The sequence below is a fragment of the bacterium 336/3 genome (assembly GCA_001281695.1).
Lineage (GTDB): Bacteria > Bacteroidota > Bacteroidia > Cytophagales > Thermonemataceae > Raineya.
Window position 1 is genome coordinate 667,181 of sequence record LJIE01000001.1, and the last position, 16,901, is coordinate 684,081.

General features: G+C 33.0%; 15 protein-coding genes. 11 read left to right on the top strand and 4 right to left on the bottom strand.

From position 1 onward, the window contains the following. Nucleotides 1-33: 33 nt before the first annotated feature. Together AD998_03160 and AD998_03165 are read right to left on the bottom strand one after the other, a co-directional pair. On the bottom strand, nt 34-702 hold the full coding sequence (locus tag AD998_03160; protein ID KOY85286.1) for a hypothetical protein: 669 nt from the start codon (nt 700-702) through the stop codon (nt 34-36). Then, nucleotides 665-1,261, bottom strand: coding sequence for a hypothetical protein (locus AD998_03165; GenBank protein ID KOY85287.1), 597 nt, complete (start codon nt 1,259-1,261; stop codon nt 665-667). Before AD998_03165 ends, AD998_03160 begins: the two co-directional genes overlap by 38 nt. 110 nt (nt 1,262-1,371) lie before the next feature. Between AD998_03165 and AD998_03170 the strand changes: the two genes are divergently transcribed. The 10 genes from AD998_03170 to AD998_03215 all read left to right on the top strand — a co-directional run bounded on the left by AD998_03170 (nt 1,372) and on the right by AD998_03215 (nt 13,584). Then, entirely contained in the window at nt 1,372-3,654 is a 2,283-nt protein-coding gene (locus AD998_03170) for a transglycosylase (GenBank protein ID KOY88027.1), read from the top strand. A gap of 98 nt (nt 3,655-3,752) precedes the next feature. Further along, nucleotides 3,753-4,247 carry a hypothetical protein gene (locus AD998_03175; protein KOY85288.1) on the top strand — a complete coding sequence of 165 codons (495 nt, stop codon included), beginning with the start codon at nt 3,753-3,755 and terminating at the stop codon, nt 4,245-4,247. 31 nt (nt 4,248-4,278) lie between these two features. Beyond that, entirely contained in the window at nt 4,279-6,390 is a 2,112-nt protein-coding gene (locus AD998_03180; GenBank protein KOY85289.1) for a hypothetical protein, read from the top strand. A 169-nt stretch (nt 6,391-6,559) separates the two neighbouring features. Next, nucleotides 6,560-6,904, top strand: a complete 345-nt coding sequence (locus tag AD998_03185; protein KOY85290.1) for a hypothetical protein — start codon at nt 6,560-6,562, stop codon at nt 6,902-6,904. 13 nt (nt 6,905-6,917) lie between these two features. Further along, a complete protein-coding gene (locus tag AD998_03190; protein ID KOY85291.1) occupies nt 6,918-7,511 on the top strand; it encodes a hypothetical protein in 594 nt (197 codons plus the stop codon). 4 nt (nt 7,512-7,515) lie between these two features. Continuing rightward, a complete protein-coding gene (locus AD998_03195; protein KOY85292.1) occupies nt 7,516-7,950 on the top strand; it encodes a hypothetical protein in 435 nt (144 codons plus the stop codon). A 72-nt stretch (nt 7,951-8,022) separates the two neighbouring features. Continuing rightward, nucleotides 8,023-8,805, top strand: coding sequence for a hypothetical protein (locus AD998_03200; protein ID KOY88028.1), 783 nt, complete (start codon nt 8,023-8,025; stop codon nt 8,803-8,805). A 115-nt stretch (nt 8,806-8,920) separates the two neighbouring features. Continuing rightward, nucleotides 8,921-9,715 carry a hypothetical protein gene (locus AD998_03205; GenBank protein ID KOY85293.1) on the top strand — a complete coding sequence of 265 codons (795 nt, stop codon included), beginning with the start codon at nt 8,921-8,923 and terminating at the stop codon, nt 9,713-9,715. 135 nt (nt 9,716-9,850) lie between these two features. Continuing rightward, nucleotides 9,851-11,923, top strand: coding sequence for a hypothetical protein (locus tag AD998_03210; GenBank protein ID KOY85294.1), 2,073 nt, complete (start codon nt 9,851-9,853; stop codon nt 11,921-11,923). A 116-nt stretch (nt 11,924-12,039) separates the two neighbouring features. After that, nucleotides 12,040-13,584: a hypothetical protein gene (locus AD998_03215; GenBank protein KOY85295.1), complete on the top strand. Its 1,545-nt coding sequence runs from the start codon at nt 12,040-12,042 to the stop codon at nt 13,582-13,584. 70 nt (nt 13,585-13,654) lie between these two features. On the opposite strand, the gene AD998_03220 is transcribed toward AD998_03215, so the two are convergent. Both AD998_03220 and AD998_03225 read right to left on the bottom strand, forming a co-directional pair. After that, entirely contained in the window at nt 13,655-14,485 is an 831-nt protein-coding gene (locus AD998_03220; protein ID KOY85296.1) for a hypothetical protein, read from the bottom strand. Nucleotides 14,486-14,530: 45 nt separating this feature from the next. Beyond that, nucleotides 14,531-15,226 carry a succinyl-CoA--3-ketoacid-CoA transferase gene (locus tag AD998_03225; protein ID KOY85297.1) on the bottom strand — a complete coding sequence of 232 codons (696 nt, stop codon included), beginning with the start codon at nt 15,224-15,226 and terminating at the stop codon, nt 14,531-14,533. Between the two features lie 103 nt (nt 15,227-15,329). On the opposite strand from AD998_03225, the gene AD998_03230 reads away from it, so the two are divergent. Continuing rightward, a complete protein-coding gene (locus AD998_03230; protein ID KOY85298.1) occupies nt 15,330-16,901 on the top strand; it encodes an FAD-binding protein in 1,572 nt (523 codons plus the stop codon).

Sequence of the window (16,901 nt, forward strand, 5' to 3'; positions counted from 1 at the left end):
TAGCCAAGAATGAAGATTCTTGGCTATTTTGTTTTAAAATTCTCCTTTGAAGTTTTGAGTTTTTCCATCAGGGCTTGTTAGTTTCCAATATCTTTCATACTCAATTTCAATTTCTTCAATTTTGTATTTACCTTCTTTGTTTGGGATGGTAACAATATATTTGTTTTTATCTTCATCTTTTTCTAAAATAGTGAACTCAGCTTCTTCAATACTTCCTAAACCTCTGAAAAACATACGAATATCAGTTTGGTTATTCACTTTATTCCAAACATATTTTACAGCAATATAATCTACAACAGGCTTTTTGCTAAAATCTACCCAATAATTTCTATTTTGATAGATACGAGTCTTCCCTGAGGCAAATTTGAGTTGAATATCTGTTCCTTTATTGGAAAGTATGGCAGTTTCTTTGGTTGGCAATACAACTGAAACTATTTTTTGTTTCAAAGGGTCACCTACAATTTTTAAGGTTTTGGGTTCACCTGAATCATTATCTGTAATGTAACGAGCATCTGTACCCAAAGGTGTAGGTATCCAAATCAGGCGTTCTCTGATGCCTGTTTTGGGATGAATGTAATAATAATTTTGAGCCACAACAACACTTATTTGTAGAAATAAGATACTTAATAACAAGAGTTTTTTCATGATTTTTTTGTTGAATGTTTCAATAGAGTTCATATATAAAAATTTGTTTCTTGCCATTTGGATGTATTAAAATCATATCTTCTTTTGAAATAATCTGGTAAATACCTTCCATATTAGGTATAACAATCTGATAAGTACCTTCTATTTTATCCTCTGCTAAAATAATACATTTTACCTCCTTTCTTAATCCCAAACCCCTAAAATATATATCTATATCTTCTTCTTTTTGATAAACTCTATCAAATGCAATATAATCCACAAAGGGTTTGTTGGTTGTATCTACCCAACATTGCCTGCTTTTATAAATTCTTTTTTTCCCTGATGCAAACTTGATTTCAATATCATCCCCCTTTTCAGTTAAAATAGCTTTTCCATAATTGGGTAAAAAAATAGTAGTAGCATATTGTTTTAAAGGATCACCCAAATATTCAATTTTCTTGGCGTCACCAGTTTCATAATCAGTTTTATAAGTAGCATACGTACCTATGGGTGTGGGTGTCCAATGAAGCCTTTCTCGAATACCTGTTTTGGGATGAATGTAATAATAGTTTTGAGCAAAAATATTAGTAGTAAAACTAAACCAAAAAAACACCCAAATAATACAATGTAGAATCATAGTAAAGGCAATTTTACTAAAAATAGTAATCAAAAACTATACAAATTTTGATTGCAATCAAAATTTTGTTTTTGCTTGAAAAAAACTTACATTTGCTCAAAAAAAGTACTATGATAAAACTTGAAAAAGGTAAATATACCAAGATAATCCGTTGGATTTGGATTAGCTTTGTTTTTGGGACATTATTTGCTTTCTTATTTATTTGGGCAATTACAATTGACTTTTTAGGCTTATTTGGTGGTATGCCCAGCTTGAAAGCCCTTGAGAATCCTAAAAGTGAACAAGCATCAGAAATTTATACTGCTGATGGTAAACTTATGGGGAAATACTTTACAATAGATAGACAACCTATCGAATTTGAGGAAATTTCTCCTTATGTAATCAATGCTCTTATTGCCACAGAAGATGTACGTTTTGAGCAACATGCTGGAATTGATGCCAAAGCTGTTGGTAGAGCACTCTTCAAGATGGGAGGTGCTGGTGGAGGTAGTACACTTACACAACAGTTAGCCAAAAACCTTTTTGATACAAGAGGTAAAGAAAATAGAGGAGCTCTTTCAAAAATCCCATATTTGGGTTTAGGCATTGTTAAACTAAAGGAATGGATTACAGCCGTTCGTTTGGAAAGAAGTTATACCAAAAAAGAGATTATTACGATGTACCTAAATGAATGTGGATTTGGACATAATGCTTTTGGTATTCAGGCAGCAGCTAAAACTTATTTTAATAAAAACGCCTCAGACTTAAATCTGATTGAGGCTGCAATGCTTGTAGGAATGTTACAAGCTCCCAGTACGTACGACCCTGTCAATCCTGAAAAACAAAAAGCTGTTATTGAAAGACGCAATACAGTTTTAGGGCAATTGAAAAATTATAAATTTATTACAGAAGAAGACTTTGAGAAGTATAAAAATGAACCTATCAAATTAAACTACCATCCCCAAGATAATAGTGAAGGGGTTGCTCCTTATTTCCGTAATGAGGCTTTCAAAGAGGTTATTAGATGGGTAATAGAAAAAGGCTATGCAAGAAATGAAAAAGAAGCAAAAGAGTATATTTATACAGCAGGTTTAAGAATTTATACAACCATAGATAGCAAAGTGCAGGCTCATGCCGAAGCAGCTATGGAAGAGCACATGAAAGACAAACAAAGAAGATTTTATGCTCACTGGAAAGCCATAGGCAGAAACCCTTGGGTTGATGATTATGGAAGAGAAAAAGTAGGTTATATTGAACAAAATGCTAAAAGAACAATCTTGTACAAACAGCTACAAGCTAAATATGGTAAAGATGAAAAAGCCATTTTTAATGAATTTAATAAACCCAAACAAATGCGTGTGTTTACATGGGCTGGTGAAAAAGATACAGTGATGAGTCCAATGGATTCTATACGCCATTATAAACACTTCTTACAAATTGGAATGATGTCTATAGAACCCAAAACAGGGCATATCAAGGCTTGGGTAGGAGGTATTAACTATCGTCACTTCCAATATGACCAAGTAAGGCAAGGTAGGCATCAGCCAGGCTCTACATTCAAACCTATTGTATATGCAGCTGCCATAGATGTGGGTTATACACCTTGTCATAAAATGCCTGACGTTCCTGTTATATTCCCTGGCTGGATTCCCAAACAAGATGGTGGATATTCTGGTGGAATGTATCCTCTGCGTAAAGCGATGGGTTTCTCTATCAATACCATTGCAGCAGGGATTACCAAAGAAATTGGAGTAAATGCTGTGAGACGTTATGCTAAAGAATTGGGTGTTGAAACAGAATTACCTCAAGTGGCTTCAATTTGTTTGGGTTCGCATGCAATGCCTATGTACGACTTATTAGGAGCTTATACAGTGTTTCCTAATAGAGGCTATCATAACAAACAAATGATGATTACGAAAATTACAGATAAGAATGGTAAAGTTTTAGAAGAATTTGCTCCACAAATCAGAGAGGTTATGAGTGAGAAAAAAGCTTATATGATGGTTGATATGCTTATGGCAGGTACTGAAAAAGGTGGAACTTCTGCTGCTTTACATGGTTATCCTATTCTTTTTGCCAATAAAAACCAAATTGGAGGAAAAACAGGTACTACACAAAACCAAGCTGATGCCCTGTATGTAGGTGTAACACAAGACCTTATCACAGGTGTTTGGGTTGGTGGTGATGACAAAGCTGTTCGTTTCTTGAGTATGTACGAAGGGCAAGGAGCAGTACTTGCTTTGCCAGCATTTGCATATTTTATGCGTAGAATTTATGGTGATCAGACATTGCCTTACAAACAGAGACCTTTCGAAAAGCCTGCAAACTTCGATTTAGATGAGTTAGATTGTGCTAAGATGGATGCTAATATTGAAAAAGTTGGGGATGATTATAAGAAAAAGAAAAATAGATAGTATTTCAATAAGAAAATTACTGCTTTCATAAAATTTGATGAAAGCAAACAAAAATAAAACGTATTTTTGTTTAGATTTAAACCTTAAAAAACAAAAATATGAAAAAAGTATTTTCTTATTGTAGCTTATTTGTAATGTTATTTTTGTTTACAGCATGTCCTTATTCAGCTGAATTTGCTTTAAATGAACCCAATGAAAAGATAAAAAATGAGTACTTAGGTACTTGGGGAGAAGAATCGCAGTTTGAAAATGCTCCTTATTATGTTATTACTAAGCTAACAGATAAAACTTATCAGTTTGAAAAGAATGAATACAGCGATACTGATAAAGCTTATAAGAAAACAATATTGACAGGACATTTTACAAAACTTGGTAATGTAAACTTCTTGAATTTAAAAGATAACTCAGAAGATAAATATTATTTTCATAAAGTAGAACTTTCTGCTGATAAGAAGCAGTTTGTTATTTATGAAGTAACAGATAATATTGATGAGAAATTTAGTAATGCAAGTGATTTAAAAGTATTTTTTGATAAAAATAAAGACTTGAGTTTTTTCTATAACCGAGACGAAAAGAAATATAACAAAAAATAAATGAAAGGGCTAAAAGCCCTTTTTTTAGGCAATGAATATAAAAAAATCTATACTACTACGCATCAGAATAGCCTTCTTAGCTATATCGCTAATATCTATTGTATCCATTATTAGAATCTGGGTTTTACAACAAGGTAAATGGGAAGAAAAATTTGCTAAACGTGATATTCGTTTTCGTAAAATACCATCCCAAAGAGGAAACATCTATGCTACTGATGGAAGCCTCTTGGCTACTTCTATGCCTTATTATAAAGTAGCGATAGACCCTACAATTCCTGACAGTAGTGATTTTAAAAAAGGTATAGACACATTAGCACGAAAACTATCTGATTTCTTTCAGGAAGGAACTCCAACAGCATATAAAAATGATATAATAAAGGCTAGAAGGGCTAAAAAGAGATTTATTTATCTAAGTAATAAACGCATTGACTATCAGGCAAAACAGGTAATGTCTGAATGGACTTTATTTAGACCTGAAAAAGCATCTAAAGATAAAAAAGCAAGAAGAGGAATGGTGATATTTGAGCCTGAATACCAAAGATTTAAGCCTTTTGGTATGCTTGCTGCTCGTACTTTAGGTTATATTAGTGATGATGCAGGTGTGGGTTTAGAATATGCGTTCAATAAACAATTGGCAGGAAGAACAGGACAAGCATTGTTTCAAAGAATCTCAGGGGGAAATTGGGTTCCTTATAACAAAGGCTCTTACATAGAACCCGAAGATGGATTAGATATTCATACAACATTAGATATAAATATTCAGGATGTCGCACAAGATGCTTTAAGTGAGGCTGTTATAGAAAATGAAGCAGATTTTGGCTGTGTAGTAGTGATGGAAGTTGCCACGGGAGAAATCAAAGCTTTGGCTAATTTGGGTAGAAACGAAGACGGTTCTTATACAGAAAATTATAATTATGCCATTGGAGATAGAGGTAGCACTGACCCTGGCTCTGTTTTTAAATTAGCATCTATGATGGCTTTGTTGGAGGATAAAGCTGTGAAAGTTACAGATTATGTAGATACAGAAGATGGTATAAAAGATTTTTATGGCGTAAGACTTAATGATGTAAAAAAAGGAGGCTTTGGAACAATCACAGTACAAAGAATGTTTGAAGTGTCTTCAAGTATTGGGATAGCCAAATTGGTAAATGATAGATTCAAACAAACACCCATAAAGTTTATTGAATACCTTCAAAAGTTTGGGTTAAATACTCCTTTAGATTTCCAAATGGCAGGTGAAGCAAAGCCATATATCAAAACACCTCAAGACCCTACTTGGAGTGCTACATCACTTCCTTGGATGTCAATTGGTTATGAAACAAGGATTTCACCTCTTCAAATGTTGGCGTTTTATAATGCTGTTGCTAATAATGGGAAAATGGTACAACCAATTATCGTTAAATCTATCAGAAATGCAGATGAGGTAGTTCAGGATTTTCAGACAATCATACTCAAAGAAAAAATCTGTTCAGATAGTACAATTATGCTTCTGAAGATGCTTTTGGAGGGTGTGGTAGAACGTGGTACAGCTAAACTTGCAAGAAATAATCTTTACAAAATAGCAGGAAAAACAAGTACATCTCAAAAATTTAAGAATGGAAAATATGTAAAAGCATATCATACTTCTTTTGCAGGATTTTTTCCTTCTCAAAAGCCGAAATACAGTTGTATTGTGGTTATAGATAACCCAAGAGGTGAACGCCAATTTGGTGGTGATGTAGCTGCTCCAGTTTTTAAGAAAGTAGCAGATAAACTTTTTTATCAGGATATAGAACTACAAAGAAGTCTCAGTTTGGGAGGCTTACCCAATAACAATTTCGTTTCAACACAAGTACCGGCTTATGCACCTATACTCAAGCAAGCTTATCATGTTTTAGGTATTTCTCCACAAAGCATTGACACCACTGCTGAATGGACAAAGGCTAATTTTAACCCTGATGCTTCTATTAACTTGCAAAAAGCAGACGTAAAAAAAGGTTTTATGCCTAATTTGAAAGGTTACAGCCTCAGAGATGCTCTTTTTATTCTTGAAAACAGAGGCGTAAAAGTAAAAGTAGAAGGGCAAGGCAAAGTCTATCAACAATCTGTACGCCCAGGGCGTGGGATTGGTATTGGTGATAAAGTTACACTGAAATTAAGGTAATTTGAATGATGAGTTATAAGTAGTAAATCTGAAATTTTTATAAAAAACTGATAATAAGGTATTTGTTTCAGATAAACACAATTTCTAAAAAAATCTTAATTTTTTTGTAACCACTTCCAAAGTAGTGTTGTCAAAGGCTGTAGATGTTCAACTTTAAAATATTACAGTCATGGAAGCAATATTAGTTCCTATCAGCATGTTTGCCACAGTTTTTGGAGTTTTGTATATGCACTATACTACTCGCCATAAAGAAAGAATAGCCCTTATTGAAAAAGGTACTGATGCTTCAGTATTTTATCCATCAGATAAACAAAAAGAAAAGAAATTTTATAGCCTACAATTTGGTATATTGGCTGTATGTATTGGATTTGGTATTCTAATGGGAAATATTCTACACCAAAATTTAGGTATGAAAGATGAAGTAGCCTATAACTCAATGATATTTTTGATGGGAGGTATAGGATTGATAGTATTCCACGTTATCAATTTGAAACAACAAAATTCTAATAAATAACTTTTTTGGGCAAATGACCTCACAAGAAGAAAGTGCCTATATAACGGCAGTGTTGGAGGGCAACACTCAGGCTTATGCTTATCTTATCAATAAGCATAAAAGCCTAGTATATAGTCTATGCCTAAAAATTACAAAAAATAAAGAAGATGCTGAAGAAGTGGCACAAGATGTGTTCTTAAAAGCATATCAGCAACTCAATACTTTTAAAAGAGATTCTAAATTTGCAACTTGGCTTTACAGAATTGCATACAATACATCTCTCAATAAAATAAAGCGAAAAAAAGTGTGGCAAGAGTCTATTCACCAAGATGACGAAGACCACCCTACACTTCAAATTGAAGATACTACTTTTGAAAACCAATTTGATTTACTCAATTTGGCAGAAAAAAGAAAATATATTCAAATAGCTATGCAAGCTCTATCGGAGCAAGATGCTGTGATTATTACACTTTTTTACTTTGCAGAACACAATTTGGAAGAAATAGCAGAAGTAACGGGCATAGACAAAAATAACGTAAAAATAAAGCTTCACAGGGCAAGAAAGAAACTCTATAATGAACTTTCTTGTTTATTACCAAAAAAAGAACTTGAAACTCTAATAGGCTAAGGTTATGGAAACATTCAATTCGTTTCAGGAAGAAAAAAATAAAAAAGAAGAACTCGCCACAGAATCTAAATGGATTCATAAAGTGATGGAAGAAGAAAAAACATGGACTTTGGATGAACCTTCTATATTGTTCACAGCCAATATCATGGATAAAATCAAAACCAAACAACGCCCTGTTTTTCATAAAGGCATAATTTGGTTATTTGGAGGTGTTTGGGCTGTTATTTTTGTGGTGGCTATTGGACAAGCGATTCCTAAATTAAAACCTATTAGTTGGGAATTACCAAGTTTGAATTTTAGTAAATTATCAGAATTCTTTAGTTTTGAAGTAAATGCATCTCTTCTGATGCTTGCCAATATGATTATAGCAGTTTGGGTATTTTTTATTATTCAGCGTTTCTTGCAAAGCAGAAGCGATAAGAAAATCTCAAAAGCATAAAAACGAAGCCTCTTTTTCAAGAGGCTTTTTTATTTCTGTAAAAAGATATACTTTGGTGGATAAATGCTTATTATGCAAATACATCATCAATATATCATACTTACAGGAGCTGCTTCAGGTATTGGAAAGGAGTTGTTGAGTTTACTTTCTCAATACAAGTGTCATATTTTAGCTGTAGACTTGAACGAAATTCTATTAAATGAAACTGTTTTAAATATTTCAAACCCACAAGCTCAAATCAGAAGCTATAAAGCAGATTTAAGTACTCAAATTGATAATAGTACTTTATTTGAGTATGCATTGCAAATATTCCCTCAAATAGACATTTTTATAGCCAATGCAGGCTTTGCTTATTACGAAAAGTTGGATACTCCCAATTGGGAACGTATGGAAAAAATATATCAGGTTAATGTATTTTCTCCTATTTATAGTTTACTCAAAATGAGAGAAATCAATCAAGAAAAGGAATATTATGTTTGTATGACGGCCTCTGCTATGGCAAAAATGGGTTTGGCTGGTTATGCTCTCTATGGATCCACAAAAGCTGCTTTGGATAGATTTGCTGACTCCTATAGATATGAAATGAATGATAAAGGTGTTTTAGGGCTGATTTATCCTATTGCTACTAAAACTAATTTCTTTGAAAAAGCAGGAAATGCTCCTGTGCTTTTCCCTTCTCAAACATCTCAAAGAGTAGCTAAAGCAATTTTAAAAGGAATATTAAAAAATAAAAAGAGTATAATTCCCTCCAAAATATTTTGGTTTTCGCATATTTTAAGTTTTATACAAGAGTGGCTCAATAAACCTTATCAGTTTTACACAAACAAAAAATTTAAACAAAAATACTCTAAATGAGCTAAATTAATGTAGAAGGATAAGATTTTACAGAAAAAGTTTGGCTTTCAAAGGCTTTTCGCTATTTTTAAACTAAAGAATAAAACCTTTTCAAACTTTAAAAACAGTATTTATTATGGCAAACGGAAAAAGTGCACTCGTAACAGGTAGTTCTAGTGGTATAGGTTTAGGTATAGCAACATCATTGGCTCAGGCTGGCTACAATATTATGTTTAATGGTTTGGCTAGAAACGATGATGAAAAAAATGCAGCAGAAAAAATAGCAAAAGAAGTTGGTGAAAAATATGGTGTAAAAACCCTTTTTAGCCCAGCAAACATGATGAAAGGTGAAGAAATCAGAGCTATGGTAGCTCTTGCTGAACAAACTTTTGGAAGTGTGGATGTTCTTGTAAACAATGCTGGTATTCAGTTTGTATCACCTATTGAAGATTTTCCTGAAGAAAAATGGGATGCTATCATTGCCATCAATCTTACAGCAGCTTTTCATACAAGCAAAGCAGTTTGGAAAGGTATGAAAGCAAGAGGTTTTGGTAGAATTATCAACCTTACATCTGCTCATGCTTTACAAGCGTCAGAATTTAAGTCTGCATATGTGGCTTCTAAGCATGGTGTAACAGGTTTAACAAAAACTTTGGCTTTAGAAGGTGCTGTTTGTGGTATTACATGTAATGCTATTTGTCCAGGTTATGTACTTACACCACTTGTAGAAGGGCAAATTCCTGACCAAATGAAAGCTCATAACATGACTCGTGAAGAGGTTATCCAAAAAGTAATGTTGTATAAGCATGCAATCAAAGATTTTGTAACAGTAGAACAATTAGGAGATTTAGCTGTATTCTTGGCTTCTGATTCTGCAAAATTAATTACAGGAGTATCTATACCTGTAGACGGTGGTTGGTCTGCTCAATAATATTTTTATAATTTTTAAAATATTCCTCCATAGATTTAACCTATGGAGGTTTTTTATTGTCTATTTGTGTGTATATATACAAAAAAAAGTATAATTTCGTTTTTATAGAGTAAGTAAAGAACATTTGAGGTATTCATGGATAAAAGTACATTGATTTTTCCCTATTCAGCTTGGTGGATGTTGGCGTGTCTGTTGGCAGGAGGTGTATATGCTTTTGTATTGTATTGGCGAGATACATATTTTGATAAAAAAATACGCTATACTTTAGCCATTTTAAGGACACTAGTAGTGAGTATAGTTGCTTTTTTGCTATTAGCACCTGTTTTGAGAAGTGTTAGAAATAATACAGAAAAACCTTCTGTGGTAATTGCTTTGGATAATTCTCAATCCATGACACTCACCCAAGATAGCAATCAAAGAAAACAGTGGCTTACTGAATTAGAAAAAATAAAAAACAAGTTGGAAGGTGAAGATATTGAAGTAAACCTTCAAACATTTGATAATGAGGAAAATTTAAAGAAAGTTCGTTTTAAAACCCCAAGTTCCGATTTAGGTAAATTGCTTTCTACAATTAATAATAATTATGAAAATAGACATTTAGATAAAATTGTACTAATTTCAGATGGTATTCATAATCAAGGTGTTGCTCCAGAATTTTTAAATATTAATGTGCCAGTTTATACAGTTGGGCTTGGAGATACTACTATTCGTAAAGATTTAGCAGTTCAGGCTGTATTTTTTAATAAATTGGCTTATTTAGGAAATAAATTCCCCATAGTAGCCGAAATCAAAAACAATGGATTTGAAGAGAGAACAGTCAATGTGTCTTTGCTCCAAAATGGAGCGACTGTTGCCAGCCAAACTGTAAGACTCAGAAAAGAGGATATTTCGGAAGTAGATTTTCTTGTACAAGCCAACCAGAAAGGTATCCAACGTTATACAGTAGCTGTAGAAGTATTAGAAGGTGAATGGACTGCTCAAAACAATGCCAGAGATGCCATTGTAGAAGTAATTGATGGAAAAGAAAAAATACTTTTACTTGCTTCAGCTCCTCATCCTGATATAAAAGCATTGAGAAGCATTATTGAAAAAAATGAAAATTATAGTTTTGAAGCCCTTGTAGCAGGTACAGGACAGCCCAAAGAAGAACGTTACGATTTGATTATAGCTTATCAGGTTCCTGATATGTCAGGAGCTGTAAATGCTGTTTTAGAGAGTTTTATCAAAAAAGATGTACCTGTTTTCTATATTTTAGGAGAAAGTAGCGATTTGAATAAATTTACACAATTAAATAGTGTATTGAATTTAAAAGGGCGTTCAGGAGATATTGATGAGGTATTTGCTTCGTTAAATGGTACATTTTCTAAATTTAATTTAGATACTGAAAAGTTAAGATTACTAGCTAAAATGCCTCCATTACTTGTTCCTTATGGTGACTATGGCTTTAAAACTTCTGTAGAAACAGTTTTATATCAGAATATAGGCAGATTGCAAACCAAAAAGCCATTACTTGCTTTGCTTATGGGAAAAGCAAATAAATCGGCAGTGCTTGCAGGTGAGGGGCTTTGGCAATGGCGTTTGGAAGAATTTGACCTTACAGATAGAAATGATGTGGTGGATGAGCTATTTCTGAAAGTAATCCAGTTCTTATCTTCTAAAGAAGACAAACGTAAATTCAGAATTTATACAACTAACAACGAATATCTTGATTTTGAAAGAGTTGTGTTTGAAGCAGAAGCTTACAATGAACTATATGAAAAACTTTCTAACGTGAAAGTAAGTTTGAGCCTTCAAGATGAAAAAGGGAAAAATTACAACTATAATTTTACCATTACAGGTGGAACAACCAAATTTGAAGTATCTAATCTACCCAAAGGTATATACAAATATACAGCTACTGCTGATATTCTAGGGAAAACAGAAAAAGCTTCAGGAGAGTTTGTTATCAAAGATTTACAACTCGAAACGCTTACCAGTACAGCAGATTTTGGACTGCTGAGAAAGGTATCTCAAAATACAAAAGGCAAGTTCTTTAAAATCAATGAATTAGCTCAATTAGAAAAAGAGCTTTTAAGCACCAAAAAACCTAATATTATTCATTCATCTGAGGAACTTTTGGAAATAATCCATATCAAATGGATATTTTTCCTAATTGTGTTTTTGGTGAGTGTGGAATGGTTTTTGAGAAAATTCTTGGGGAGCTATTAAGGAAAGACTTTTTATTAGATAAAAAATAAAAACTAAGTAAGCCAAAACTTTGGCTTACTTTTTGTGTCTTATGTCTAATTATTTATACTTCGTAAATACTCAATAAATCCCACCCAATGTCCCGTAAAACATTCTTACAACCATTATTTTTAGTAATACTCACATTACTACACAACGTATTTTTTTGGGAAGAAGATTTAGGACTCAATGGTTTCTTGTTTGGTAATTTGATTTTGTTTGCTACTATTTATTTGTACTGCCCAAGACCTTATACTCAATTTTTAAAAACAAAACCCTTAATTTTACTTTTTGTTTTGGGTACATTTCTGATGAACTGTGTTTTGCTTTATCATAATACCCTCAACAGTAAAATTACATGGATACTCTCGCTAACAGCTACGATTGCTTACCTACAAAACCATAAACTCAAGCAACTTTTCAATGCTTGGATTTTCTTTTATATTAATCTAGTAAGTTCTCTAAAATACCTGCTACCTACTCTATCAGACAATTTTAAAGGTCTTTCACCAAAATCTAAGAAGCTAAAAACCTATAATCGAAAAATGGGTTTGTTGGTTGTTCCTATTATCATTTTTATTATTTTCTATGGCATTTTTCTGTTTGCTAATCCTGTATTTGCTTCTTATAACGAGAAGTTTTTAGATAATCTTATAGAGTTTTTTGCTCATTTCTTTGAAAATATTTCATTTGCTCGATTACTATTTGGTTTTTTGGGACTTTTACTTGTAAGTAGCTTTATCTATAGATGGAAAATAGACACTACCTTTGCTCAAACATCTATACCTGATAAATTTCAGATAGAACGCAGACCAAATAAACTCCAAATAGGAAGACTATTCAAAACATTAGACCTCAAAAATGAAGCACAAATAGCCATGCTAACGATTGGGTCTGTGAATGTGTTACTGTTGGTTATCAATTTTATAGATATTCGCTTTCTTTGGTTTGGTTTTGAACCTTCTACAGATGTAAGGCTTGCAAAATTAGTTCATGAAGGGACTTATATACTCATTTTCAGTATATTACTTTCTATGGGGATTTTGTTTTACTATTTTCGACAGAATCTCAATTTCTATACTCGTAATAAATTTCTCCAGAAAATAGCTTATTTATGGTTATTTCAGAATGGTATTTTATTAATCTCAGTCCTATTACGATGCTATTATTATATACAAGAACATGGACTTGCTTACAAACGTATTGGCGTAATTTTATTCCTGATACTTACTCTGATAGGCTTGGTTTCTGTATATCACAAAATAAAAGCTAAAAAAACAGCTTATTATTTATTGCATATCAATTCTATTGCGTTATATATTTTGTTATTGTTTACAAGTTTTATGAATTGGGATGTATTGATAGTTTCATTTAATTTTAACCATCCTAATCTAAACAAAGGAAGCATTGATATTCCTTTTATGCTTAGCAGGTCTCATAGTACTATTCCTATTGTACAAGCTAATGCACATAAGTTAGATATGACTGCTGAAGCTAAAAGTGAATACTACTCTGGTCTAATAAGTCGTAAAAATAGATTAGATAATCAAAAAGAGGAGTTTGTGAATTACTACAAAAAACTTTCATGGTTATCTTGGAACTACACTTCTGATAAAGTATATGAACAATTATTGAAAAAGTAAAATTTAAGTATGCTTCTGGTGAGCATAAAGTGGTTTTAAGAAAGTTTTTAGGTCTTATTAGAAAATATTCCTAAGACTTTTTTAGAGAAATATAAAAAATTAGGAATAAAGATATTAGAAAAAGGCTGAAGAATAATGAGTTTGCTGGAAAATTAAAATGTTCTTTGGTATTAATAAGTTTACCATTGTCATCATAATACTTCCAAATTCCAGTTCTTTCGCCTCTATTAAAATTACCCTCACTCTCAAGTTTATGATTGAGTCTGTAATATTTATGAATACCTTGTTCAACTGGTTCTAAATGTCCCATTAAACCACCACTGTATTCAAAAACCCAACAATTTAAATGAGTTTCATTTTCTGGGGCATACAAAGGAGCTTCACAGTAACTATCTTCTCTTTCTTTCTTTTCCAAGAAATAATGAACCTTAGGGGATATATTTATTTTTTGTAGAGAATAATCTTTATACTCTATAATACCAGATATTTTGATGGAAGATGCTTGAAATTCAATATTGAAGGAATCTAAGGATGTTTTCAGAGAACAATGTTGTGCATTATGTGTTAAGTCAGCAACATGGTCTGGAAAAGATTGAGCTACTTCTTCAATATTAGAAGAATCTAAAATTATATGAAACCCATTTCTGAAAGAACCCTTAAAAGGTTTAGTTAATATAAGAGATTCTAAAATTTGATTTTCATTGAAAATAAGAGAAATTCCATTATCATAACGTAAGGTGTTAAATGTTAAAAAACCCTTGCCTAAAACTTGTTCTGCATCGTAGGTTGTAGAATATCCAAATTTTAGTTTTTCTAATCCCCAAGCATCTTGAAAACAGTTTTGGGAAAAAGAATAATGATAAATCAATAAATGAAATATTAAAATATACTTGAATAACATAGAAAAAGGAAACCTCTTCTAGATATTGAAGAGGTTTTTATATTACTATTTCTTTACAGTTCTTTGTTCAATGCGTTTTTCGTAGTTCGAACCCTGATACAAATAATCTACATAAATACCTGAAGTATGGATTTGGTTAGGGTCTAGAGTGCCTGCGGGTACAATTTCTTCTACTTCAACAATAGTAACTTTTCCTGCTGTTGCCATCATAGGGTTAAAATTTCTGGCTGTTCCCTGATAAACCAAGTTTCCTGCTGTATCAGCTTTCCAAGCTTTTACAAGAGCAAAATCAGCTTTGAGCCAGCGTTCCATCAAATATAATTTACCATCAAATTCTCTAACTTCTTTTCCTTCGGCAACTTCTGTACCTACACCAGCAGGTGTAAAAAATGCAGGAATACCAGCACCACCTGCCCTGATACGCTCAGCAAGTGTACCTTGTGGCAACAATTCTACTTCAAGTTCTCCGCTTAATAATTGTCTTTCAAACTCCTCATTTTCACCAACATACGAAGAAATCATTTTCTTTACTTGTCTTGTTTTCAAAAGCAAGCCAATTCCAAAATCATCTACACCTGCATTATTAGAGATACAAGTAAGGTTTTTTACACCACTCTTGAGTAAAGCAGTAATACTATGCTCTGGAATTCCACATAAACCGAAGCCTCCAAGCATAAGAGTAGCTCCATCAGGTATTTGTTTAATGACTGCGTCTAAATCGGTGATTACTTTGTTTATCATAAAATTCTGTAATTATCTTATAATTTTGAAGTTAGACAAATATACAAACAAAAGTCTAATAATCTAAAGAAATTGTATCTTTGTACAATTTGTAGAATTGAATATGAAACAAACCCTAGACTTTGTTGTAAGCCCCGAAATAGGCTTTGATACAGATAATTTACATCAATTTTTAAAAGAGAAATTACAAATTTCAGATCATGCTTTTATTCGTTTAGAACGCCGTTCTATTGATGCTCGTTCTAAGCAAGTGAAAGTAAATATCAAGGTTTCTATTTATGAAAATGAACAAGCTGAACCACTTGGTAATTTCGAAAAAAACTATCAGGATGTAAGTAAAAAACCTCAAGTAATTGTAGTGGGGGCTGGACCAGCAGGCATGTTTGCTGCTTTAAGACTCATCGAATTAGGAATTAAGCCAATCGTAATTGAAAGAGGAAAAGATGTTCAAGCCCGAAGAAGAGATTTAGCAGCCATCAATAAAGACCATGTAGTCAATAATAACAGTAATTATTGTTTTGGAGAAGGAGGGGCAGGTACATACTCCGATGGGAAATTATATACTCGTTCCAATAAAAGAGGAGATATTCGCAGAATTTTGGAAATTTTGGTAGCTCATGGGGCAAAAGAAGAAATACTCATAGAAGCTCACCCACATATTGGTACAAACAAACTCCCTAAGATTGTAGCAGATCTTCGAGAAAGTATCATCAAGGCTGGTGGAGAAGTTCATTTCGAAACCAAAGTTGTAGATTTTATCTTAGAAGGAAATTCTATAAAAGGTGTAGTAGGTGAAAAACAGACTACTACACAAGAGTTTATAGGAATAGGCGTAATTTTAGCGACAGGACACTCAGCAAGAGATATATTTGAGCTTTTGCACAAAAAAAATGTTTTTATCCAAAATAAACCTTTTGCATTGGGTGTACGAATAGAGCATCCACAACAAATCATAGATTCAATCCAGTATCATTGTGAACAGAGAGGGCAATATTTGCCACCTGCATCTTATAGTCTAGTAGAGCAGGTAAAATACAAAGGTGTTGAGAAAGGAGTATTTTCATTTTGTATGTGTCCAGGGGGCTTTATTGTGCCATCGGCTACTGAACAAGGTGAGGTAGTTGTAAATGGTATGTCTCCATCTCGAAGAGATGGCAGATTTGCCAATTCTGGAATGGTTGTAGCTGTTGATGAGTTAGATTGGAAGCCTTTTGAGAGTTTTGGAGTACTTGCAGCTCTTGAGTTTCAGAAAAATATAGAAAAAATAGCTTGTCAGATAGGTGGAAACACCCAGATTGCTCCTGCTCAAAGAGTTGTAGATTTTGCGGAAAAAAAAGTATCTAAAAGTCTTTTAGATACATCCTATCAACCAGGGCTTGTATCAGTAGATCTTCGAGAAGTTTTGCCTGAACAAATTGCTTTCCGACTGCAAGAAGGGTTAAAATCTTTTGGCAAAAAGATGAAAGGTTACTTTACCAATGAAGCCCAATTAATAGGTGTAGAAAGTAGAACATCTTCGCCAGTAAGCATTCCAAGAGATAAAATGAGTTATGAGCATACGCAAATAAAAGGTTTATTTCCTTGTGGTGAAGGGGCTGGTTATGCAGGAGGCATTATGTCTGCAGCTATGGATGGAGAGAGATGTGCCGAAAAATTGGCAGAATTGTATGGGTAA